Annotated in this window: 18 protein-coding genes; 9 read left to right on the top strand and 9 right to left on the bottom strand. The window is 63.1% G+C overall.

Features of this window, described 5'->3' with window-relative positions:
• Positions 1-79 precede the first annotated feature (79 nt).
• On the top strand, positions 80-2158 hold the full coding sequence (locus E3T35_RS01885) for a type IIA DNA topoisomerase subunit B (RefSeq protein ID WP_174776442.1): 2079 nt from the start codon (positions 80-82) through the stop codon (positions 2156-2158).
• 94 nt (positions 2159-2252) lie between these two features.
• Here E3T35_RS01885 and E3T35_RS01880 read toward each other — a convergent pair whose 3' ends face one another.
• Positions 2253-4751, bottom strand: a complete 2499-nt coding sequence (locus E3T35_RS01880) for a DNA topoisomerase (ATP-hydrolyzing) subunit A (RefSeq protein ID WP_134377718.1) — start codon at positions 4749-4751, stop codon at positions 2253-2255.
• A 122-nt stretch (positions 4752-4873) separates the two neighbouring features.
• Between E3T35_RS01880 and E3T35_RS01875 the strand changes: the two genes are divergently transcribed.
• Positions 4874-6034: an alkaline phosphatase family protein gene (locus E3T35_RS01875; RefSeq protein WP_134377717.1), complete on the top strand. Its 1161-nt coding sequence runs from the start codon at positions 4874-4876 to the stop codon at positions 6032-6034.
• Positions 6035-6065: 31 nt separating this feature from the next.
• Here the strand turns inward: E3T35_RS01875 and E3T35_RS01870 are convergent, their stop codons facing one another.
• A complete protein-coding gene (locus tag E3T35_RS01870) occupies positions 6066-6659 on the bottom strand; it encodes a DUF3043 domain-containing protein (protein ID WP_092340179.1) in 594 nt (197 codons plus the stop codon).
• A 38-nt stretch (positions 6660-6697) separates the two neighbouring features.
• Between E3T35_RS01870 and E3T35_RS01865 the strand changes: the two genes are divergently transcribed.
• The 5 genes from E3T35_RS01865 (at position 6698) to E3T35_RS01845 (ending at position 12000) form a co-directional block, all read left to right on the top strand.
• Positions 6698-8185, top strand: a complete 1488-nt coding sequence (locus tag E3T35_RS01865; protein ID WP_134377716.1) for a dipeptidase — start codon at positions 6698-6700, stop codon at positions 8183-8185.
• 158 nt (positions 8186-8343) lie between these two features.
• A complete protein-coding gene (locus tag E3T35_RS01860) occupies positions 8344-8724 on the top strand; it encodes an iron-sulfur cluster assembly accessory protein (RefSeq protein WP_134346964.1) in 381 nt (126 codons plus the stop codon).
• Between the two features lie 228 nt (positions 8725-8952).
• Positions 8953-9843 (top strand): cytochrome c oxidase subunit II, encoded by an 891-nt coding sequence (gene coxB / locus E3T35_RS01855; protein WP_134346919.1) that lies wholly within the window; start codon positions 8953-8955, stop codon positions 9841-9843.
• A gap of 3 nt (positions 9844-9846) precedes the next feature.
• Positions 9847-11577: a cytochrome c oxidase subunit I gene (ctaD, locus tag E3T35_RS01850; RefSeq protein ID WP_134377715.1), complete on the top strand. Its 1731-nt coding sequence runs from the start codon at positions 9847-9849 to the stop codon at positions 11575-11577.
• Positions 11578-12000 carry a cytochrome c oxidase subunit 4 gene (locus tag E3T35_RS01845; protein ID WP_134346921.1) on the top strand — a complete coding sequence of 141 codons (423 nt, stop codon included), beginning with the start codon at positions 11578-11580 and terminating at the stop codon, positions 11998-12000. It begins immediately after the preceding gene.
• Positions 12001-12089: 89 nt separating this feature from the next.
• On the opposite strand, the gene E3T35_RS01840 is transcribed toward E3T35_RS01845, so the two are convergent.
• From E3T35_RS01840 to E3T35_RS01820, 5 genes are all read right to left on the bottom strand, one after another.
• On the bottom strand, positions 12090-12914 hold the full coding sequence (locus E3T35_RS01840; RefSeq protein WP_134377714.1) for a putative RNA methyltransferase: 825 nt from the start codon (positions 12912-12914) through the stop codon (positions 12090-12092).
• Between the two features lie 26 nt (positions 12915-12940).
• Complete coding sequence (locus E3T35_RS01835; RefSeq protein WP_134346923.1) at positions 12941-14590, bottom strand: ubiquinol-cytochrome c reductase cytochrome b subunit; 1650 nt, start codon at positions 14588-14590, stop codon at positions 12941-12943.
• Entirely contained in the window at positions 14587-15660 is a 1074-nt protein-coding gene (locus E3T35_RS01830) for a ubiquinol-cytochrome c reductase iron-sulfur subunit (protein WP_134377713.1), read from the bottom strand. The genes E3T35_RS01835 and E3T35_RS01830 overlap by 4 nt, the downstream gene beginning before the upstream one ends.
• 92 nt (positions 15661-15752) lie before the next feature.
• The gene (locus E3T35_RS01825) at positions 15753-16565 is read right to left on the bottom strand and encodes a cytochrome c (protein ID WP_134377712.1); all 813 of its coding nucleotides are present in this window, start codon (positions 16563-16565) and stop codon (positions 15753-15755) included.
• Positions 16566-16602: 37 nt separating this feature from the next.
• Positions 16603-17232, bottom strand: coding sequence for a heme-copper oxidase subunit III (locus E3T35_RS01820; RefSeq protein ID WP_233197528.1), 630 nt, complete (start codon positions 17230-17232; stop codon positions 16603-16605).
• 143 nt (positions 17233-17375) lie between these two features.
• Between E3T35_RS01820 and trpD the strand changes: the two genes are divergently transcribed.
• The gene (gene trpD / locus E3T35_RS01815; protein ID WP_092340222.1) at positions 17376-18428 is read left to right on the top strand and encodes an anthranilate phosphoribosyltransferase; all 1053 of its coding nucleotides are present in this window, start codon (positions 17376-17378) and stop codon (positions 18426-18428) included.
• Positions 18429-18458: 30 nt separating this feature from the next.
• On the opposite strand, the gene glpK is transcribed toward trpD, so the two are convergent.
• Positions 18459-19973: a glycerol kinase GlpK gene (gene glpK, locus E3T35_RS01810; RefSeq protein ID WP_134377711.1), complete on the bottom strand. Its 1515-nt coding sequence runs from the start codon at positions 19971-19973 to the stop codon at positions 18459-18461.
• Between the two features lie 101 nt (positions 19974-20074).
• A complete protein-coding gene (locus E3T35_RS01805; RefSeq protein WP_134377710.1) occupies positions 20075-20839 on the bottom strand; it encodes an MIP/aquaporin family protein in 765 nt (254 codons plus the stop codon).
• 243 nt (positions 20840-21082) lie between these two features.
• On the opposite strand from E3T35_RS01805, the gene dhaK reads away from it, so the two are divergent.
• Complete coding sequence (gene dhaK, locus E3T35_RS01800) at positions 21083-22084, top strand: dihydroxyacetone kinase subunit DhaK (RefSeq protein WP_134377709.1); 1002 nt, start codon at positions 21083-21085, stop codon at positions 22082-22084.
• The last annotated feature ends 8 nt before the right edge of the window (positions 22085-22092 follow it).

Here is a 22092-nt window from a genome sequence, read left to right as displayed (position 1 = left end):
GTGTCGTGGGGGGTTGCCTGCCGCGCCGTGCCTCCATAGCGTGAAAGATTCCCGGTCGGGGCCGGTATTCTTGGTCGTTGTGAGCTCTGACTATTCCGCGCGCCACCTGTCAGTCCTTGAGGGACTCGAGGCAGTGCGCAAACGCCCCGGCATGTACATCGGTTCCACCGACTCGCGTGGACTGATGCACTGCCTGTGGGAGATCATCGACAACTCCGTCGATGAGGCCCTGGGCGGGCACGGTGCCAGCATCAATATCGAGCTGCATCCCGACCAGAGCGTCGAGGTGCGCGACACCGCCCGCGGAATCCCGGTCGATATCGAACCCAAGACCGGCCTGACCGGTGTCGAGGTCGTCTTCACCAAACTGCACGCCGGCGGAAAGTTCGGCAGCGGGTCGTATGCGGCGTCGGGTGGTCTGCACGGGGTGGGGGCCTCCGTTGTCAACGCGCTGTCAGAACGTCTCGATGTCGAGGTCGACCGCGACGGCAAGACCTGGGCCATGTCGTTCCACCGCGGTGAACCTGGCCTGTTCGCGGATTCGGGGGAGAAGAGCCCCGACGCACCGTTCACTCCATTCGAGAACCAGAGCGAGCTGCGCGTGATCGGCAAGGTCAAGCGCGGCGTCACGGGCACTCGCATCCGCTACTGGGCTGACCGGCAGATTTTTACCAAGGGTGCAGCGTTCCAGACCGACGAGGTGTTGAACCGAGCCCGCCAGACCGCGTTCCTCGTTCCCGGCCTCGCGATCGAGGTCGCCGACCGTCGCACCGAGGAGCCCGTCACTAGCCTGTTCCAGTTCGACGGTGGCATCAGCGAATTCGTCGAACACCTCGCGACGGATGCCCCGATCACCGATACCTGGCGGCTCACCGGCAACGGCACCTTCACTGAGACCGTGCCGGTGCTCACCGACAAGGGCGCCATGGTGCCGACCGAGCTCACTCGCGACTGCCAGGTGGACATCGCCCTGCGCTGGGGCACCGGCTACGACACGATCGTGCAGAGCTTCGTCAATATCATCGCTACTCCCAAGGGCGGCACCCACCAGGCCGGTTTCGACGCCGGGCTGCTGAAGTTCCTGCGCGGCCAGGTCGAACTGAACGCCCGCCGGCTCAAGGTCGGCAGCGACAAGGTCGACAAAGACGACGTGATGGCCGGACTTACCGCCGTGCTCACGGTGCGCCTGCCGGAGCCGCAGTTCGAGGGCCAGACCAAGGAGGTGCTCGGCACACCTGCGGTGCGGGCGATCGTCGCCAACGTCGTCGCGAAGGCCATGGCGGAGCGGTATGCGTCGCCGAAACGCGATGACAAGACCCAGTCAGCGCTGCTGTTAGACAAGATCGTCGCCGAGATGAAGTCACGCATCTCAGCCCGCGCCCATAAAGAAACCCAGCGGCGCAAGAACGCCCTGGAAAGTTCGTCGCTGCCGGCCAAGCTGGTCGACTGCCGCAGTAACGACGTGTCCACGAGCGAGCTGTTCATCGTGGAGGGGGACTCGGCCCTCGGAACGGCGAAGCTCGCCCGCGACAGCGAGCACCAGGCGCTATTGCCGATCCGCGGCAAGATTCTGAACGTGCAGAAGGCATCCGTCGCCGACATGCTCTCCAACGCCGAGTGTGCGTCGATCATCCAGGTGATCGGGGCCGGCTCCGGTCGCAGCTTCGACCTGTCAGCGGCGCGCTACGGCAAAGTCATCATCATGAGCGATGCCGACGTCGACGGTGCCCACATTCGTACCCTGCTGCTCACCCTGTTCTTCCGCTACATGCGCCCCATGATCACCGAGGGCCGCGTCTTCGCCGCCGTGCCGCCGCTGCACCGGGTCGTCGTGATGAACCCGGGCTCGAAGCCCAACGAGACCATCTACACCTACTCCGAAACCGAGCTGCACGGGGTGCTGAGCGCCCTCGAGAAGAAGAATCGTCGGTATCAGGACCCGATCCAACGCTACAAGGGCCTCGGCGAAATGGATGCCGACCAGCTCGCGACCACCACGATGGAACGTGCCCACCGCACCCTGCGGCGCGTGCGTGTCGACGACGCCGAAGCCGCCGGGAAGGTTTTCGAGCTGCTTATGGGCAATGACGTCGCCCCGCGCAAGGAGTTCATCATCGACAGCTCCGACAAGCTGTCCCGCGATCGCATCGACGTCTGAGGCATCCCAGCGCCCTCGTGGCACGTATTTGAGAAGCCGGCACGTGTTCAAACCAGTGCCGCGTTCTCCAACGCGTGCCACGAGGTGCGCGGGCTTAGATTTCGGTGCCGATTGCTCCGATTGACGCGTCGAGCATGACTCCGGAGGCGTCCCGGCGGGAGCCGGAGTCCGGCAGGGTGCGGGGAGTGCCGTCCGGACCGACGGCCCGGGCCGGAGCTCGCCCGACCCAGGCCACGGCGAGGGTGTCCTCACCCTTGAGGAAGCGCTGGGCGCGAACACCGCCGGTGGCGCGACCCTTGGCGGGATACTCCGAGAAATCGCTCTGCTTCGCGCTCCCCGGGTCGGTGCCCGGGAGGGTCTGACTGCTTGACGCCACGGTGGCCACAACGGCCGCCGCCACGTCCTCGGCTGACAGGCTGGTGAAGAACACGACGGTTTCCCCCGTCGTCAGCTTGATGCCGGCCATGCCGCCGGCTGCTCGGCCCTGCGGCCGTACACCGGCGGCGGTGAAGCGCAACAGTTGCGCATCCGTCGTGATGAAGACGAGGTCGTCGTCCTCTGCACCCTGCACCGCGCCGATCACCTCGTCCTTCGGCTTGAGCGCGATGATCTCCCAGGAGGGTTTGTTGGCCCAGTCGCCGGGAGTGACCCGCTTCACGACGCCCTGACGCGTGCCGAGCGCGATCGCCCGGTCGGAGTCCAGCGAGACGATCGCGAGCACTCGCTCCTTTTGGTCGGTGAGTAACAGATATTCGCTGACGCGCACCCCGGCGGCGAGCTGAATGGACGTCGGCGGCATCACAGGCAGGTCGACGGGGGAGAAGCGGATGAGCCGCCCCCGGTTGGTCACCGCGCCCACCTCGGTGCGGCTGGTTGTGTCGAGCGTCGAGAGCACGGCATCGTGTTTGCTGCGGCGCTGTGGTGGCTGGATCCGCGGCGGCAGCGAATCGTCGACAGCGACCAGATCGACCCGGGCGATGCGCCCGGTGACGCTCAGAAACACGCGGGTGGGGATGTCCTGCACCTCGAGCACGGCCGCCTGGCGTTTGGCGGCAGCCACCGACAGGCCGGCAATGCTCGGCTTGGCCTCGGTCAGGACTGTGCGACGTGGCGTGCCGAACTTCTCGGCGACCGCGCCCAGTTCCTCTGACACCAGGGTGCGGATCGCGGCTTTCGAGGACAGTAGTTTCTCGAGTTTCGCGATTTCAGCGAGCAACTGGTCACGTTCGGATTCGAGCTCGATGCGGGAGAATTTGGTGAGGCGCCGCAGCCGCAGTTCGAGAATGTATTCGGCCTGAATCTGGCTGAGGTCGAACACGTCGATCAGTTTGGCGCGGGCCTGCTCGGTGTCGTCGCTCGCGCGAATCACCTGGATCACCTCGTCGATGTCAAGGATCGCCACCAACAGGCCAAGCACGAGGTGCAGGCGTTCCTTGCGCCGGGCCAGTCGATAGGCCGAGCGACGGGTGACGACCTCGATGCGGTGGTTGACGTAGACGTGCAGCAGTTCGAGCAGCCCAAGAGTCTGCGGGGCTCCATTGACGAGGGCGACAGCGTTGATGTTGAACGAGTCTTCCAGTGGGGTGTACCGGTAGAGCTGCTCGAGCACGGCATCGGGACTGAAACCGGTCTTGATACCGATGACCAGACGCAGTCCCTTGGTGCGGTCGGTGAGATCGGTGACGTCCGAGATGCCGCTCAGCTTCTTGGAGTTGACACCATCCTTGATCTTCTCGATCACCTTTTCCGGGCCGACCAGGTAGGGGAGTTCGGTCACGACGAGCCCGGTTTTTCGGGCGCTGATCGCCTCGACCGAGACGCGGGCGCGGGTCTTGAAGCTGCCGCGGCCGGTACTGTATGCGTCCTTGATGCCGGCCAATCCCACGATGGTGCCGCCGGTCGGCAGGTCCGGCCCAGGCACGAATTCCATGACGTCGTCGAGTGTCGCGTTCGGGTGGGCGAGCAGGTGCCGGGCGGCCCCGACGACCTCGATCAGGTTGTGCGGCGCCATGTTGGTGGCCATCCCGACGGCGATGCCGCTCGTGCCGTTGACGAGCAGGTTGGGGTAGGCGGCCGGCAGCACGTCGGGCTGGGTGAGCTGGTTGTCGTAGTTCGGCACGAAGTCGACGACGTCTTCGTCGAGGTTCTCGGTCATTGCGAGAGCGGGCGCGGCCAGGCGGGCTTCGGTGTAGCGGGGCGCGGCCGGCCCATCGTCGAGCGAGCCGAAGTTGCCGTGCCCGTCGATGAGCGGAACCCGCAGGGAGAACGACTGGGCCATGCGCACCAGGGCGTCGTAGATCGCGGTATCGCCGTGCGGATGCAGCTTCCCCATCACCTCGCCCACAACCCGGGCGCTCTTCACGTGGCCCTTGTCGGGGCGCAATCCCATTTCGCTCATCTGATACAGGATGCGACGCTGCACCGGTTTGAGACCGTCGCGGGCGTCGGGCAGAGCCCGGGAGTAGATCACCGAGTAGGCGTACTCGAGGAACGACCCCTGCATCTCCACCGATACATCGACGTCTTCGATGCGCTCGGTGCTGGCTGTGCTGGCTGTGCTGGCGGCTGGTGCGGTGCTGTCTGAGCGGCTCATTGAAAAATTCTGCTTCAAGCGTGCCACGGCAACCGATCGAACGGTCACCGCTGCACTGCGTAGGGAGCGCTCTCGGGAGCGCTGGAGGGCTCGGGTTCGTCCCTGTGAAAGAATGAGACCCGATGCCCCCCATGCTACCGGCCCGCCAATTCAGTGCTCTGCGCCTTGCCGATGTTCTCACCAGTTCCCTCGACGCCGTCTGCGCCCGGCCGAACCCGCTGGGCCTGCCCGCCGTGCGCAAGGCGGTCGTGATTCTGGCCGATGGGCTCGGCGTCAGCTCGATCCGGGCACGCGCCGGGCACGCACGATTCCTGTCGTCCCGGCTCAACAAATCGAGCATCATCGACGGAGTCTTCCCGGCCACGACGGCCGCGGGAATCGCGACGCTCACCACCGGCGTGGAACCTGGCCAGCACGGACTGGTCGGCTACCAGGTGCTCGACGGGGCCAACGACCGCGTCGTGAATCAGCTCACCGGCTGGGATGACGGCATGCAGCCGGCCACCTGGCAGCGGGCCCGTACCGTCTTCGACCTGGCCGCCGATGACAACGTGCCGAGCTTCGCCATTGGTCCCAAACGATTCGTGGCCTCCGGCTTCACCCAGGCGGTACTGCGCGGCGCCCAGTACGTGCCGGCCGAGAAGGTGGCCGATCGTTTTGCCGCCACGCGGAGCATCCTGAATGAAAATCCCACCGCCCTGATCTACCTCTACGTGGCCGAGCTTGACGTGGCAGCGCACGCGCACGGGTGGGAGTCTGATCGGTGGCTGGCCCAGCTGGAGAATCTTGACTCCGAGGTGACCCGGTTCGCTGCCGCTCTGCGCTCCGACGAGGGCCTGCTGCTCACCGCCGACCACGGTGTGATCGACGTGCCGAGTACCAAACACGTGCTCTTTGACACCGAGCCAGCGCTCGTGGCCGGCGTGCGCCACATTGCGGGGGACCCGCGCTGCGTGCAGCTCTACCTCGAGCCGCAGTGGTCAGCGGCCGGGTCCGACTCGAACGCCGCCGACACGCTGGCGGATGCCTGGCGGGCGTCTCAGGGGGACCGCGCCTGGGTCTACACCCGCGATGAAGCCGTGGCGGCCGGCCTGTACGGCCGGGTAGCCGACGAGGTGTTGCCGCGCATCGGCGACGTGCTGGTCGCCGCGCGCAAGTCCATCGCGTATTACGACTCCCGCCCGGCGAACCAGAAGGCACGCGGCATGATCGGACAGCACGGTTCCCTCACCGATGAGGAAGTGCGTGTGCCGCTGATCCGAGCGGGCGCCTTCGCGCGGTAACCCGCCGAAGCCGCCCGCGGAGTACCCGGTGCTAAACCGGGTACTGGCGGCGCTTCACCTGCGGCTTGGGCAGCCGCATCGGCCGCAGCTGGAGCGCGCGCATGGCCGCGTACCAACGCACGCGTTCAGCCTTGTCAGAACCGAACTTGGCCTCGATCTTCTTAGTGAGTACGAAGCCGAGTACGACGCAGTCGACGACAGCGAAGATGAAGAACGCCCACAGGGCGATGATCGAGTAGCTCGAGATGCTCGGGATCGTGGTGAGGAGGATGACCAGGAACATGATCGGGATCATCAGCTCCCCGACGTTGAACCGGGCATCAACGTAGTCGCGGGCGTAGCGTTTCTGCAAGCCGCGTTCCCGCAGCGGCAGGTACTTGTCCACACCGGCAGCCATTCCGGCACGCGCGACGTCGCGCGCGGCGGTCGACTTGGCGCGCGCCTGCTTGGCTGCGAGTTTGCGGTCATCCGGAACCAGCGGGCGCTTGTTGGCCGCTTCCTGCTTTTTGCGGGTCGGGGTTGCCTGACCCTTGCCTGCTGTGTGCGAGAGACCGAGGCGCGCTGCGGTCTCGTCGGAACTTTCAATCGACGGCTGGGCGTCGGGGTTTACGGGAGGCTTGGCCACATCAAATCCTTGCAATTGGGTGCCTTAAGATTACCGGTATGACTGGTAACCCACAGACGAATTCCCATTCCACTGGCCGAACGCCCGACGCTGCCGCCAATTCCGGCGACAATTCAGCCGCCGATTCGGTCACCCAGGCCGGCCTCCGGGGCGCGGTCGAACGGGGTCTCCCCAGCACGATCGCCGACCTGTGCGCGCTGGTGCGCATCCCGTCGGTGTCCTGGGCGGCCTTTGATCGTTCGCACGTCGCCGCGAGTGCAGACGCCGTCGCCGCGCTGGTGCGCGGGCTTGACGTGTTCGAGTCGGTCGACATCGTGCAGGCCGCCATTGCTCCCAGCAACTCGGGCGGCGCTGCCGAACTCGGGCAGCCAGCGATTCTGGCGTCGCGCGCGGCGCGCAACGGACGACCGACCGTCCTGCTCTATGCGCACCACGACGTGCAGCCTCCCGGCCAGGACGAGGATTGGGAGTCCGATCCGTTCACGCCCACCGTGCGCGGCGACCGACTCTATGGGCGGGGAGCTGCCGACGATAAGGCTGGCGTCATGGCGCACGTCGCGTCCATCCGCGCTCTCGTTGCGACCGTCGGCACCGATTTCGATCTGGGAATCGCGCTGTTCATCGAGGGCGAGGAAGAATTCGGCAGCCGCTCCTTCGCCACGTTCCTCGACGAGAACCGCGAGGCTCTGCGCGGAGATGTCATCGTGGTAGCCGACTCCAACAACTGGGACATCAACACGCCGGCAATAACCACGGCCCTGCGCGGAAACGTGACGCTTCGGTTGACCGTGCGCACGCTCGCCCACGCTTCACACTCGGGTATGTTCGGTGGAGCCGTCCCCGATGCGATGCTCGCCACCATCAAATTGCTGTCAACGTTGTACAACGAAGACGGGTCGGTGGCCGTCGACGGCCTCACCGCCATTGACGTTCCCACACCGGACTATTCAGAGGAACAGCTACGCGCAGAAACCGGCCTGCTGCCCGGCGTCAGCCCGATCGGCCACGGATCGATCCTGAGCCGGATCTGGTCGCAACCAGCCCTCACCGTGACCGGAATTGACGCACCCACCGTCGACAACGCTTCCAACACTCTTACCCCCGCGGTGACGGTTCGGCTCAGCACTCGCATCGCTCCCGGCCAGTCCGCGGTGGAAGCCGCCGCAGCCATCGAGGCGCACCTGCACGAGCACGCGCCGTTCGGCGCGGTTCTCGAGATCGACGATGTGGATACCGGCGAGCCCTTCCTCGTCGATACCAGCGGCTGGGCAGTGACCGAAGCTCGTTCCGCCATGACGGCTGCCTGGGGCGTTCCCCCCGTCGACATCGGCGTCGGGGGGTCGATCCCGTTCATTGCCGAGCTGGTGCGGGTCTTTCCGACAGCTCAGATCCTGGTGACCGGAGTGGAAGACCCTGACTCTCGGGCCCACAGCCCAAATGAGTCTTTGCACCTCGGCGTGTTTAAACGCGCCGTACTCAGCGAGGCATTCCTGCTCGGAAGCCTGAACGAACGCAACGGACACTGAACAAACACCGGGTCAACTGCCGACGGCCAAAGAAATGTGAGAGCGTGGGAATGCCCGCGTCGACTTTCTGGTTGTCGAAGGTAGACTTTATGACATCGTCATCTATGAGACCGCACTGAGCGTGACTGCGTGAACCGAGGAGAAGCATGACCGACACCATGACAGAAACCGTCAGCGTTGCTGACACCGCGCCTACTGACACCGCACACGCTGCACACGGCGTCGGACTCACCGACGCAGCCGCGCTCAAGGTCCGCAGCCTGTTGACTCAGGAAGGTCGCGAAGACCTGCGTCTGCGCGTTGCCGTGCAGCCCGGCGGCTGCTCCGGCCTCGTCTACCAGCTCTACTTCGACGAACGCGTACTCGACGGGGATGCGCTCGTCGATTTCGACGGTGTCGAGGTCGTTATCGACAAGATGAGCGTTCCCTATCTCGACGGCGCCTCGATCAACTTCGAAGACACGATTGAGAAGCAGGGTTTCACCATCGACAACCCGAACGCCGGCGGCAGCTGCGCCTGCGGGGATTCCTTCCACTAAAAAAAAGTTCCACCAGCGGGGACATCATCATTTTGATGGTGTCCCCGTTTTTTTTCTGCCCAATCTGCACCGGATTCGCCCGGAAATGCTCCATCAACAGGGTTCCACGCGCATAAATCGTGTGCGACCCGACCCGGAGTGCACTTCGTGTGCACTCTCGCGGAGTAGGCTAGGAATCGAACAAAACGCTTCCTGAGAAGCGTCCTCGAATCTCCCGAAAGGTCCCCGGTGCGCAATAATCACCGCCTTCGTTGGGCTGCCATTCCGCTCGCAGCGACGTTAGCCGTTGTACTGGCCGGATGCACGCAAGCCCAGCTTCATGGTTTCCTGCCCGGCTTTGAAGAAGAGGGCGAGACGGCGGTGACCAATCAGACCGATCGCATTGCGGGTCTCTGGACCACCTCGTGGATCGTGCTCCTGGTCGTGGGCCTCATCACCTGGGGCCTCATCATCTGGACGATCGTCGTTTATCGTCGACGAAAGGGCCAGACCGGGCTTCCGGTTCAGCTTCGGTACAACATGCCGATCGAGATCTTCTACACCATCGTGCCGCTCATTCTCGTCGTCGGCTTCTTCGCCTTCACCGTGCGCGACCAGATCGCCATCGAGACACGCTACGACAATCCCGATGTGACGATTGAAGTTCAGGCCAAGCAGTGGGCCTGGGACTTCAACTACGTCGACGAAGACGTGTACTCGCCCGGAATCCAGGGCCAGCTTGATCCCAACGGTGAAACCGGCGCGATCAACCAGTCCGAGCTTCCCGTGCTGGTACTCCCGGTCGACAAGACCATTGAGATAGCACTGGAATCTCGGGACGTCATCCACTCGTTCTGGGTTATCGACTTCCTGTACAAGAAAGACGTCATTCCCGGCAAGACCAACTACATGTCGGTCACCCCCCAGCGCATCGGAACCTATGCGGGCAAGTGTGCTGAACTCTGCGGCGAATACCACTCCCTCATGCTCTTCAACGTCAAGGTCGTCTCCCAGGCTGACTACGACACGTACATCGGGTCCCTGCGCACCGCGGGTAACGTCGGTCAGCTCGACAATCAGTTCGATCGCAATCAGAATCAGCCGGGCACCAGTGCCCCGACGGCTCCGGAGGGCAACTAAGCCATGACTACGACCATCGCACCAGTGGAGTCTCGCCCGACCGCGCCGGTCTCCACGTCGGCGGAGCGCAAGGGCAACGTCCTTGTTCGGTGGATCACCTCCACCGACCACAAGGTGATCGGGTATATGTACCTGATCACCTCGTTCATCTACTTTTGCCTCGGCGGCGTCATGGCGCTGATCATTCGCGCACAGCTGTTCGCCCCCGGCCTTGACGTCGTGCAAACGAAGGAACAGTACAACCAACTGTTCACGATGCACGGCACGATCATGCTTTTGATGTTCGCGACGCCGCTCTTCTTCGGCTTCGCGAACTTTCTGGTTCCGCTGCAGATCGGCGCCCCTGACGTCGCGTTCCCGCGCCTGAACGCACTCGCGTACTGGTTCTTCAACTTCGGCAGCCTCATCGCCGTCGCCGGGTTCCTCACCCCGCAGGGGGCGGCATCCTTCGGCTGGTTCGCCTATCAGCCCCTGGCCAGCACGACGTTCTCGCCGGGTGTCGGCGGCAACCTGTGGATGGTTGGTTTGGGTCTCTCCGGTTTCGGGACAATTCTCGGCTCCGTGAACTTCATCACCACCATCATCACGATGCGTGCCCCGGGTATGACGATGTGGCGCATGCCGGTCTTCACCTGGAACTCTCTCATCACGTCGCTCCTCGCGCTCATGGTCTTCCCGGTGCTCGCTGCAGCGATGCTCGCCGCAGCCTCCGACCGCATATTCGGTTCGCACATCTATGATCCGGCCAACGGTGGTGCCATCCTGTGGCAACACTTGTTCTGGTTCTTCGGCCATCCCGAGGTGTATATCATCGCGTTGCCGTTCTTTGGCATCGTCTCTGAAGTGTTCCCGGTCTTCAGCCGCAAACCAATGTTCGGGTACAAGACGCTGATCTACGCGACCATCTCGATCGCCGCGCTGTCCGTCTCCGTCTGGGCGCACCACATGTACGTCACAGGCTCGGTTCTGCTCCCGTTCTTCTCGCTCATGACGATGCTCATCGCGGTACCCACCGGGGTGAAGATCTTCAACTGGATCGGCACCATGTGGCGAGGGTCGATCACCTTCGAGACCCCCATGATCTGGGCCATCGGCTTTCTCGTCACGTTTACTTTCGGCGGCTTGACCGGCGTCATCTTGGCTTCGCCGCCGCTCGACTTCCACGTGTCTGATACCTACTTTGTTGTCGCCCACTTCCACTACGTGGTCTTCGGTACAGTGGTGTTCGCAATGTTCAGCGGGTTCTACTTCTGGTGGCCGAAGTGGACCGGCAAGATGCTCAACGAGAGCCTTGGGAAATGGCACTTCTGGTTGCTTTTCATCGGCTTCCACACCACCTTCCTGATCCAGCACTGGCTCGGTGTCATGGGCATGCCGCGCCGGTACGCGACCTACTCACCTGAAGACGGGTTCACCTGGATGAACCAGGTATCGACGATTGGCGCCATGATCCTGGCCGTGTCGATGATTCCGTTCTTCCTCAACGTTTACATCACGGCCCGCAAGGCTCCGCTGGTGACCGTGAACGACCCGTGGGGTTACGGTTCGTCGCTGGAGTGGGCCACCTCGTGCCCGCCGCCGCGCCACAACTTCACTTCTATTCCCCGTATCCGTTCCGAGCGTCCGGCCTTCGACCTGAACCACCCCGAGGCCGGCCTGCCCGTCGGCATCGGCCCTGGCAAGGATGCGCCCGACGCCGCGGTCTACGACATCGATTCGAATCAGGTCAAATAAATGAAGACCAACGTCAACATCCTTTGGGTCCTCACCGCCTTCTTCGGAATCGTCACGGTCGTCTACGTGGCGTGGAGCCTGCTCGACCCAGCCCACGGAAGAGTGGAATGGGCGGGAACGTTCACGCTGGGGTTGTCAACCTTGCTGGTAGCGTTCATCGCCTTCTACCTGGACAAGGTCCATGCCGCCCAGGGCGGGGAACTGCCCGAAGACCGTCTGGATGGCAACATCGATGACGGTGACCCGGAGATGGGCTTTTTCAGCCCGTGGAGCTGGTGGCCGATCTTCCTGGCCGCATCCACAGCGCTGCTCTTTCTCGGGCTCGCAGTCGGAATCTGGATCTGCTTCATCGGACTGGGGCTCGGCCTGGTGGCCCTGACCGGCTGGGTCTACGAGTACTACCGGGGCTTGTTCGCCCGCTAAGCACACTACGCGGACGATACTGATCTCCCTCACGGGTGGTCGGTATTGTCGTTTAACGTGCCCGTTTCGCCGGGGCATCCAGCGGCCTGCTATCGACGCCGAAAGCCGAAGATATCGAAGGCAACCGTCACGAGTTGGTCGAGACCCGTGCTGTCCTCGTCGGCGGAAGAGCGGGAATGGTGCGAGGACGGTCCCATTCCGATGAGTGATGCCACCTCGAATGGTGACAGGTGCACGGTGCGGTCGAGTTGGTCATGACGCTCGAGGCGGAACCAGGCGGCCAGGCGCGTGGTCAAATGGGCGGCTTTGTCGGCTTGCATCTCTACGGCCAGCCCCGACTCCCGAAGCTGACGCAGGTGCGTCGGCTGCGGCACTACGACGAGCAGTAGACCGTCGGGCCGCAGAATGCGTTGGAATTCCGCACCGTTGCGCGGTGCGAACACGTTCAGAATCACGTCGGCGGCGCCGGCGCGAATGGGAAGGGGCGACCAGACATCCGCCACCAGCCCGTCAACGCGATCGTGCGAGCGGATGGTGCGACTCACGGCAGTGGGGGAGAGGTCCATTCCCAGCGCTCGCACGTCGGCTCCCGCGGGCAGTGCTGCGCCCAGGTAGTAGCCGGTCCCGCAACCAACGTCGAGAAGCCGCCGGGGGGACTCACCGGCGACGACAGTGTGGATGGCGTCTCGCAGTGGTTCGTACCACCCGGCGCGAAGGAATCGGTCCCTGGCCTCCAGCATGGCCGCGCTATCGCCGATGAATTTGCGGGGGCCGGTGAGCAGGTTGACGAACCCCCGTTTATTCACGTCGAAGGAATGACCTTGTTCACAGGCCAGCATGAGTTCGCCGCGGGGATGCAGGGGGAGAAAACAGTTCGGGCACCGAAGCCACTCCGATAACGTCTGGAGTGACATCGATGCCCGTTCTGTTTGATTTCTGTCTACTTGTCGGTGATCTCCGCGGGGTGATCGCCATGAGCCTGGTTCAGCTCAGCCTGCGTGACCGGAGTAATCCGGTCCTCGAAGAACCAGCGGGATAGTCCGGCACGCACCTTCTCGGCCGGGCCGATCTTGCCCTGAGCGTTCGGGCGCAGCATGAGCGGCTTGAAGTCGCTGTAGCTGACCAGCTTCCAGCGTTCGTACTCGTCAACCGGCTGGTGTACCTCGACGAATTCGCCACCGGGCAGCCGAACGATGCGGCCGGATTCGTAGCCGTGCAGGACAATCTCGCGATCCTTCTTCTGCAGAGCGAGGCAGACCCGCTTGGCGATGAAGAACGCAAGGAACGGTCCAAGCAACGTGGTGGCCTGGAGCGTGTGAATGACGCCCTCCATGGTCAGGTGGAAATGCGTGGCCATGATATCCGACGACGCTGCCGCCCACAAGGACGCGTAGAACGTCACGCCGGCCGCGCCGATTGCGGTGCGGGTCGGAGCGTTGCGCGGGCGATCGAGCACGTGGTGCTCACGCTTGTCGCCGGTGATCCACGCCTCGATGAACGGGTAGACCATGACTGTCACAATGAACAGTCCGACCACGATGAGCACCACAAGGATGTTAAGCGAGTAGGTGTGGTTGAGCCAGACGAACTCCCACCCGGTCGGGATCAGCCGCATTGCACCGTCGGCGAAGCCAATATACCAGTCGGGCTGGGTACCGGCTGATACCGGTGACGGGTCGTATGGGCCATAGTTCCAGATCGGGTTGATCGTGAAGAGCGAGGCGATGAGCATGACCACGCCGAACACGATGAAGAAGAATCCACCGGCCTTGGCGGCGTATACCGGCAGAACCGGGTAGCCGACCACGTTCTGGTTGGTGTGTCCGGCAGCCGGGTACTGGGTGTGCTTGTGCACGACGACGAACAGAAGGTGCATGGCGATCAACGCGACGATGATGGCCGGCAGCAGCAGAATATGCAACGAATACAGCCGTCCAACGATGTCGGTACCGGGAAATTCGCCACCGAAAAGCAGGAAGGAGACCCAGGTACCAACGACCGGGATGCCCTTGATCAGGCCGTCGATGATGCGCAGTCCGTTACCGGAGAGCAGGTCATCGGGGAGGGAATAGCCGGTGAAGCCTTCGGCCATGGCCAGGATGAAGAGGATGAAACCGATGACCCAGTTAAGCTCACGCGGCTTGCGGAACGCGCCCGTGAAGTAGATGCGCAGCATGTGCAGGCCGATGGCGGCCACGAACAGCAGGGCCGCCCAGTGGTGCACCTGACGCATCAGGAGGCCACCACGAACGTCAAACGAGATGTCCATCGTGGAGGACATTGCCGCCGACATGGGGATGCCCTTGAGCGGGGCATAGGAGCCGTTATAGACGACTTCTGCCATGGAGGCCTGGAAGAAGAAGGTCAGGAATGACCCCGAGAGCAGAATGATGACGAAGCTGTACAGCGCCACCTCACCGAGAAGGAACGACCAGTGGTCGGGGAAGATCTTGCGGCCCAACTCCTTGACTGCGCCCGAGATACTCGTACGTTCGTCAATGTAGTTGGCGGCGGAGGCGGTGAAGCCACCGGTTTTCTTCACCCCGACGCCTTGGTCCTCAGCGGATTCGCGGGTGGTTATCGTGGTCATGCTCGCTCCCAGAAGCTCGGGCCGACTGGTTCAGTGAAATCGCTTTGCGCGATCAGGTATCCCTCAGCGTCCACGGCGATCGGGAGCTGGGGTAGTGCCCGTTTGGCCGGACCGAAGATGACCTTGCAGTGGTTCTCAACGTCGAACTGCGACTGGTGGCACGGGCAGAGCAGGTGGTGCGTGTGCTGTTCATAAAGGGCAACCGGGCATCCAACGTGGGTGCATATCTTAGAATATGCCACGATGCCGTCATAGGACCAGGACTTGCGGTCTTCCGTTTCGATCAGGTCTTCCGGATCCATTCGGATGAGCAGAACGGCTGCTTTCGCCTTCTCTTCCAAACGGCCGTGGCCCATTTCGGACAGGCCTTCGGGAATGACGTGGAACGACGAGCCAAGCGTGACATCCGCTGCCTTGATCGGGGTTCCGCTCGGGTCCATGGTGAGGCGAACGCCCTTTTTCCACATGGTCTCGTTGAGCAGGGCCACCGGATCCTGGTCCATCGGGCCGAGGCCACGAAACAGAACGACCGCCGGGAGCGGGAAGACGACGAGCGCGCCGATGAGGCTATTGCGAATGAGTGTGCGGCGGCCGAAGCCCGATTCCTCATTGGCCTGCTGGAAGATTTCTACGGCACGGGCCCGAACTGGCTCGGTTCCACGCACGGGGTGGCGTTCGTCAACACCCTCATGGTCGCTCATGAGCGCCTTGCCCCAGTGAACAGCGCCGATACCGATGGCGAGCAACGCGAGGCTGAGGCCGAGACCGATGAAGAGGTTGTTCAGTCGAACCGACCCCGGATCCTCGGCCACGATCGGAAAGGCCATGTACGCGGCAATTGCGAAGACACTACCCACGATGGATACATAGAACAGCGTATAAACGGTGCGCTCAGCCTTGCGCTCTTCCTTGTGTTCAAGGTCGGTGATGCGCGGACGGTGCGGCGGGAATCCTGGGTTAGCCAGGGCATCCCGTGTAACGACGGCTGTGCTTGCGGCGGATGTCGCGAGCTGCGCGCCAGGCGAGTCGGCGCCGGTTACGTCCTCCGCGCCGTTATCGTCCTTGGGCATGGGTCTCCTTTGTGGGTGTAAATACTGTGCACTGTGGTGCTACGCGACGTTCAATCGGTATCGAATGAAGTGTCAAGACCGGATACCGACTCTTAGTTTGATTTTGCAGTGATCCACACGGTGAGGGCCACGATTGCGCCCAGTCCGAAGATCCAGATGAAGAGTCCTTCAGCTACCGGCCCCAGAGAACCGAGAGCTAGCCCGCCCGGTGACGGGTTGTCCTCGACGTACTTGAGGTACGTGATGATGTCGCGCTTGTCTTCAGGCGAGATGTTCATGTCGTTGAAGACGGGCATGTTCTGCGGGCCGGTGATCATGGCCTCGTAAATGTGCTGGGCAGAAACGTTTTCGATGGCAGGAGCAAACTTGCCCTCGGTCAGTGCGCCACCGGCACCGGCAACGTTGTGGCACATAGCGCAGTTGATGCGGAACAGCTCAGCTCCGGTTGCGGCATCGCCGGCAGCGTCCAGCAGCTCGGCGGCGGGAATACCCGGACCGGGAGCCAGCGAGGCCACGTAGGCCGCCAGCGCTGCAGTCTGCTCGGCCGTGAACTGCACCGGCTTCTTCTGCGCTTGCGGACCCTGCATCTGCATCGGCATGCGGCCGGTGCCGACCTGGAAGTCGACCGAGGCAGCGCCGACTCCGATCAGGCTGGGACCTTCTGACGAGCCCTGAGCGCTGAGGCCGTGGCAGGTGGCGCAGTTTGCCGCAAAGAGTTTTTCACCCTGGGCGATGGTCTGCTGGGAGGAAGCATCCGTTGTCGCAAGGGCAGTGCTGCTGCTGAAGGCGACATAGGCGCCTCCCGTAAAGAGCAGTCCGATGGCAATGAGCGCAACGCTGGCGAGTGGATGGCGACGCCCGGTCTTGCGTGGCCGGCGTGCCCTAGGGGTTTTGATCGTGGTCATGCTGAAGTAGTCCGCTCCCGTTTCTAGGTATGTACTTCTATTTGAGAACGTAGATGACCAGGAAGAGCCCGATCCAGACGACGTCGACGAAGTGCCAATAGTAGGAAACCACGATCGCGCTGGTGGCTTCTTTATGGCCGAAGTTCTTGACCGCGAAGCCGCGCCCAATCACAAGAAGGAAGGCCAGCAAGCCAGCGGTCACGTGAATGCCGTGGAAGCCGGTCGTGATGTAGAACGCTGAGCCGTAGGCGTTGGAGGAGAGTGAAATACCCTCGGACACCAAGGTGGCGTATTCAAACACCTGGCCGGTGACGAAGATTGCGCCGAGAGCGTAGGTCAGGAAGAACCACTCAACCATGCCCCACTCACTCGGCTTCCAGCCGGTTGAACGAGCCTGCAGCCGTTCGGCGGCGAATACTCCAAACTGGCAGGTCACCGACGACGACACCAGCACCAGAGTATTGATCAATGCGAAGGTGAAGTTGTGCTTGTCGGCCTCAAAGAGCCACAGCTCGGGGGAGGTTGAACGGAGCGTGAAGTAGATTGCGAAGAGCCCCGCGAAAAACATCACCTCGCTGCCCAACCACACAATGGTGCCTACAGCCACGCTGTTGGGCCGGTTCACGACGGGCGCACTCGCCGTCTGAGTAATTGAGGTGCTGGTCACCCTTCTATTATGGCCGATATTCCCACAGTTTTTTCTCAAACAGGCGTGCAAGTGAGAGTTTCTACCCCGTCGGGGTGGGCAAATTCAGCACTCACAGGCCGTGAATTCGGGGGAGTTGGGCCCGTTCTCCTATGATCGGAATCATGCTTGAATCGCAGTCTTGGCCCAACATATTAAATTCTCTTCTTTCTGGCAGGGACCTGAGTGTGGCAGACGCCGCCTGGAGCATGGAACGCATCATGCTCGGCGAGGCCTCTCCTTCCCAACTGGGCGCTTTTCTCGTTGCCCTTCGCGCCAAAGGGGAAACCGTCGATGAGATTGTCGGATTCCGGGATGCGATTCTTGAACAGGCCATTGTGCTGCCGGTCAATCCGATGGCACTCGACATTGTCGGGACCGGTGGTGACCAGTTCGGCACCGTGAACATCTCGACGATGGCGTCTATAGTTTGCGCAGCGGCCGGTGTTCCGGTCGTCAAACACGGCAACCGGGCTGCCAGTTCCGCATCCGGGTCATCCGATGTACTCGGCGAATTGGGCATCGATTTGTCCCGAGACGCGACCCGGGTCGCCCAGGTCTTCAAAGAAACCGGGATCACTTTCGCCTTCGCGGCTGCTTTTCATCCCGGATTCCGCCACGCGGCCCTCACCCGCAAGGAGTTGGGGATCCCCACCGTGTTCAACTATCTCGGCCCGCTGTGCAACCCGGCGCGGCCGGAGGCATCCGCTGTGGGGGTCGCCGACCTCGATCGAGTGCCGCTCTTCGTCGGCGTCTTTCAGACCCGAGGCGCGACGGCACTGGTCTTTCGCGGGGATGATGGGCTCGACGAAATGACGACCACCGGGCACAGTCACGTCTGGGAGGTCTCGCGCGGCCTCGTGACCGAACACGACATCGACCCGCGGGATCTCGGCCTGAAGCGAGCGCACATCAGCGAGCTGGTGGGCGGTTCGCCCCAGCACAACGCGGATATCGTGCACGCCGTGCTCGCCGGCGAGCCGGGCCCAATTCGTGACATCGTGCTGCTGAACGCCGCGGCCGGACTGGTTGCGTTCGACCTGGCCAATGATGCGTCGCAGGTGCAGATCGCCATCCTGGACCGTTTTCGCAGCAAATTGGCGGTGGCTGCCGAGGCGATTGATTCCGGGGCGGCCACGGCCAAGCTGGCGTCGTGGATTGCGGCGACCCAGGTCTGAGACCGGGCCGCCGCAGTTTTGGGCTGTTCGTTAGAGGACGTCCTCGTCGACCCACCCGAAGGTCTTCGTGACCGCCTTCTTCCAGTTGCGCAGCTGGCGGCTGCGTTCGGCTTCGTCCATCTGCGGCGTCCACCGGCTGTCTTCCTGCCAGTTGGTGCGCAGCTCGTCCAGGCCGCTCCAGAAACCGACGGCGAGGCCGGCAGCGTAGGCTGCGCCCAGCGCCGTCGTTTCGGCGACGACCGGTCGGACCACTGGAACACCGAGGATGTCGGCCTGGAATTGCATGAGCAGATTGTTCGCGATCATGCCTCCGTCGACCTTGATCTCGGTGAGGGGGACACCCGAGTCGGCGTTGACCGCATCGATGACCTCCCGCGTTTGAAAAGCCGTCGCCTCGAGTGCCGCTCGCGCGATGTGCCCCTTGTTCACAAACCGGGTGAGCCCGACCAGGGCCCCGCGGGCGTCTGAACGCCAGTACGGCGCGAACAGTCCCGAGAATGCGGGAACGAAATATGCTCCGCCGTTGTCGTCGACTGTTTTCGCGAGGGCCTCAATTTCTGAGGCTGAGCTGATCATGCCGAGGTTGTCGCGCATCCACTGCACCAGCGCACCGGTTACCGCGATGGAACCCTCCAGGGCGTAGTGCGGGGCGTCATCGCCGAGCTTGTACCCAAGGGTGGTCAACAGGCCGTTCTTGGAGTGCACAATTTCGGTGCCGGTGTTGAAAATCAGGAAGTTTCCGGTGCCGTAGGTGTTCTTGGCCTCGCCCTGATCGAACGCTGCCTGACCGAAGGTCGCGGCCTGCTGGTCGCCGAGGATACCGGCGACGGGGACCTCGCGCAGCAGGCTCGAGGTGTGCGCAGTGCCATAGATCTCCGACGAGGAACGGATCGACGGCAGCATTGACTTCGGAACGTCAAAGATGGCTACGATCTCATCGTCCCATTGCAGGGTTTCAAGGTCCATAAATAGCGTGCGACTGGCGTTGGTGACGTCGGTGGCGTGCACTCCGCCGTCAACGCCGCCGGTGAGGTTCCACAGGACCCAGGAATCGGTGGTGCCGAACAAAAGGTCGCCGGCATCCGCTTTGGCGCGAGCGCCCTCGACGTTTTCGAGGATCCAGACGATCTTGGTGCCGGAGAAGTAAGTCGCCAGCGGCAGCCCGACCTTCTTCTTGAACCGTTCGACCCCACCGTCAGCGGCGAGGCGGTCGACGATGGGCTGGGTGCGGGTGTCCTGCCAGACGATGGCGTTGTAGACGGGGACTCCGGTTGTCTTGTCCCAGACCACCGCGGTTTCACGCTGGTTGGTTATTCCGATGGCTTTGATATCGTGCCGGGTGAGGTTGGCCTTGGAGAGCGCCTGCCCGATCACTTCGCGGGTGTTGTCCCAGATTTCCTTCGGGTCGTGCTCGACCCAGCCGGCTTGCGGGAAAATCTGCTCGTGTTCGAGCTGCCCGGTCGACACGATCGATCCGGCCTTATCGAAGATGATGGCCCGGGAACTGGTAGTTCCCTGGTCGATGGCGAGAATGTAGTCAGTCATTGGTGCGTGTCCTCCTTGTGAGTGTGCTTGGCGTTTGCGCGTGTGCAGATCTGGTCGCACGACAACGGACCGGTCCGCGGGGACCGGCCCGTTTGTTCAGGTCAGGTGAGCAGGGGAAGGAGCGGGATAGCCACCCAGCCGGCGAGCAGACCGCCGATGACGGGCCCGACTACGGGTACCCAGGAGTAGGCCCAGTCGGAGGTGCCCTTGCCCTTGATCGGCAGGATGAAGTGCGCGATGCGCGGACCAAGGTCACGGGCCGGGTTGATGGCGTACCCGGTGGGCCCACCGAGCGAGGTACCGATGACGATGACCAACAGGGCCACGGGAAGCGCTCCAAGAGAAGCCAGACCGCCGTTGGCGCCCTGCCGGTCTCCACCGAAGGCGATGACGACGAAGACCAGCACGAACGTGCCGATGATTTCCGTGACGAGGTTCCAGCCGTAGGAGCGGATGGCTGGCCCGGTGGAGAATACCCCGAGCTTGTTGGCCGGGTCGGGTTCGGCGTCGAAGTGCTGCTTGTAGGCGAGCCAGCAGGCGACAGCGCCCAGGATGGCTCCAATCAGCTGCGCCCCGATATACGCGAGCACGGACACCACGTTGACGGGGACTCCCATCCCGAATTCCTTGGCTCCGTTGGCGACGAGCCCCAGGGTGACGGCGGGGTTGAGGTGTGCCCCCGAACGGTAGGCGACCACGACTCCGGCAAACACTGCGAAGCCCCAGCCGATGGTCACCATAAGGAACCCACCGCCAAGGCCCTTATTCTTGGCCAGGGCGACGTTGGCGACGACGCCGGTTCCGAGGAGAACCAGCATTGCAGTGCCCACGACCTCCGAGACGAATACAGCTCCGATATTTTCCACGAGAACCTTTCTGATCAGGTCGGGGACGCCGAAGCTGCCCCTCTGCGGCGAGCGGTTGGCAATAACATAGCGCGCGGTGTCGTCGAGGGGAATGGGCTGGCGAGGTTCATTGGCCCCCTTTCCGGGCGTGGTTTCAGCGCGTATGGTAATTTTGGGAAAATGGCTGTCCCGGGCGGTGCTGCCCGGGCCTTGCCGTGGTCCTCTCTCTGTCGAACCGTGGCATCACCGAGTGAATGGATGGTCATGAAGAAGCTCATCAACGATCCCAAGAACGTGGTCAACGAGGCCGTCGCCGGATTCGAGGCGGCGCACGGTGACATTGTGCGTATCTCGCACGATCCGGTCTATATTGTGCGTAACGATGCCCCGGTGCAGGGAAAGGTGGGAATCGTCAGCGGTGGTGGAAGCGGGCACGAACCGCTGCACGGCGGTTTCGTCGGCTACGGCATGCTGGATGCCGCGGTGCCCGGAGCTGTTTTCACCTCACCGACTCCCGACCCGATCCTCGCGGCAACCCAGGCCGTCGATGGCGGCGCCGGCGTGCTGCACATCGTGAAAAACTACACCGGGGACGTGTTGAACTTTGAGACGGCGGCCGATCTGGCATCCGCTGAGGGTATCGACGTGCGCGCGGTCATCATTAACGACGATGTCGCCGTCAAGGACTCGCTCTACACGGCAGGTCGCCGGGGCGTGGCGGGCACGGTTCTGGTCGAGAAGATCACCGGGGCCGCCGCCGAACGCGGCGATGACCTCGATGCCGTGGTCGCCGTCGCCGAAAAGGTGAATTCCCGCGTGCGCACAATGGGAGTCGCGCTCTCTCCCTGTGTGGTGCCGCACGCCGGGGAGCCGAGTTTCGTGCTCGCCGACGATGAGATCGAGATCGGCATTGGAATTCACGGCGAGCCGGGGCGGGAGCGGATCAAGCTCGAGCCCGCCGACGCGATCGTGGACCGGCTGCTCGGCCCGATCCTTGAAGACCTGCCCTTTGTAAGCGGCGACGAAGTACTCCTGTTCGTCAACGGCATGGGCGGTACACCGCAGATCGAGCTCTACATCGTCTTCCGCCGGGCCGCCGAAGTGCTCAAAGAGAAGGGAATCACGGTCACCCGGAGCCTCGTCGGCAACTACACGACCAGCCTCGAGATGGCGGGAACGTCCATCTCCGTTCTGAAACTCGACGACGAGCTCACGGGGCTGTGGGACGCCCCGGTGCAGACTGCGGCGCTACGGTGGGGACGGTAGAAGGAGAT

Source organism: Cryobacterium sp. TMT1-2-2, assembly GCF_004403505.1.
GTDB classification, from domain to species: domain Bacteria; phylum Actinomycetota; class Actinomycetes; order Actinomycetales; family Microbacteriaceae; genus Cryobacterium; species Cryobacterium flavum.
Note: the sequence above shows the minus strand (reverse complement) of the source record. Positions and strands in the feature narration are given on the sequence as shown.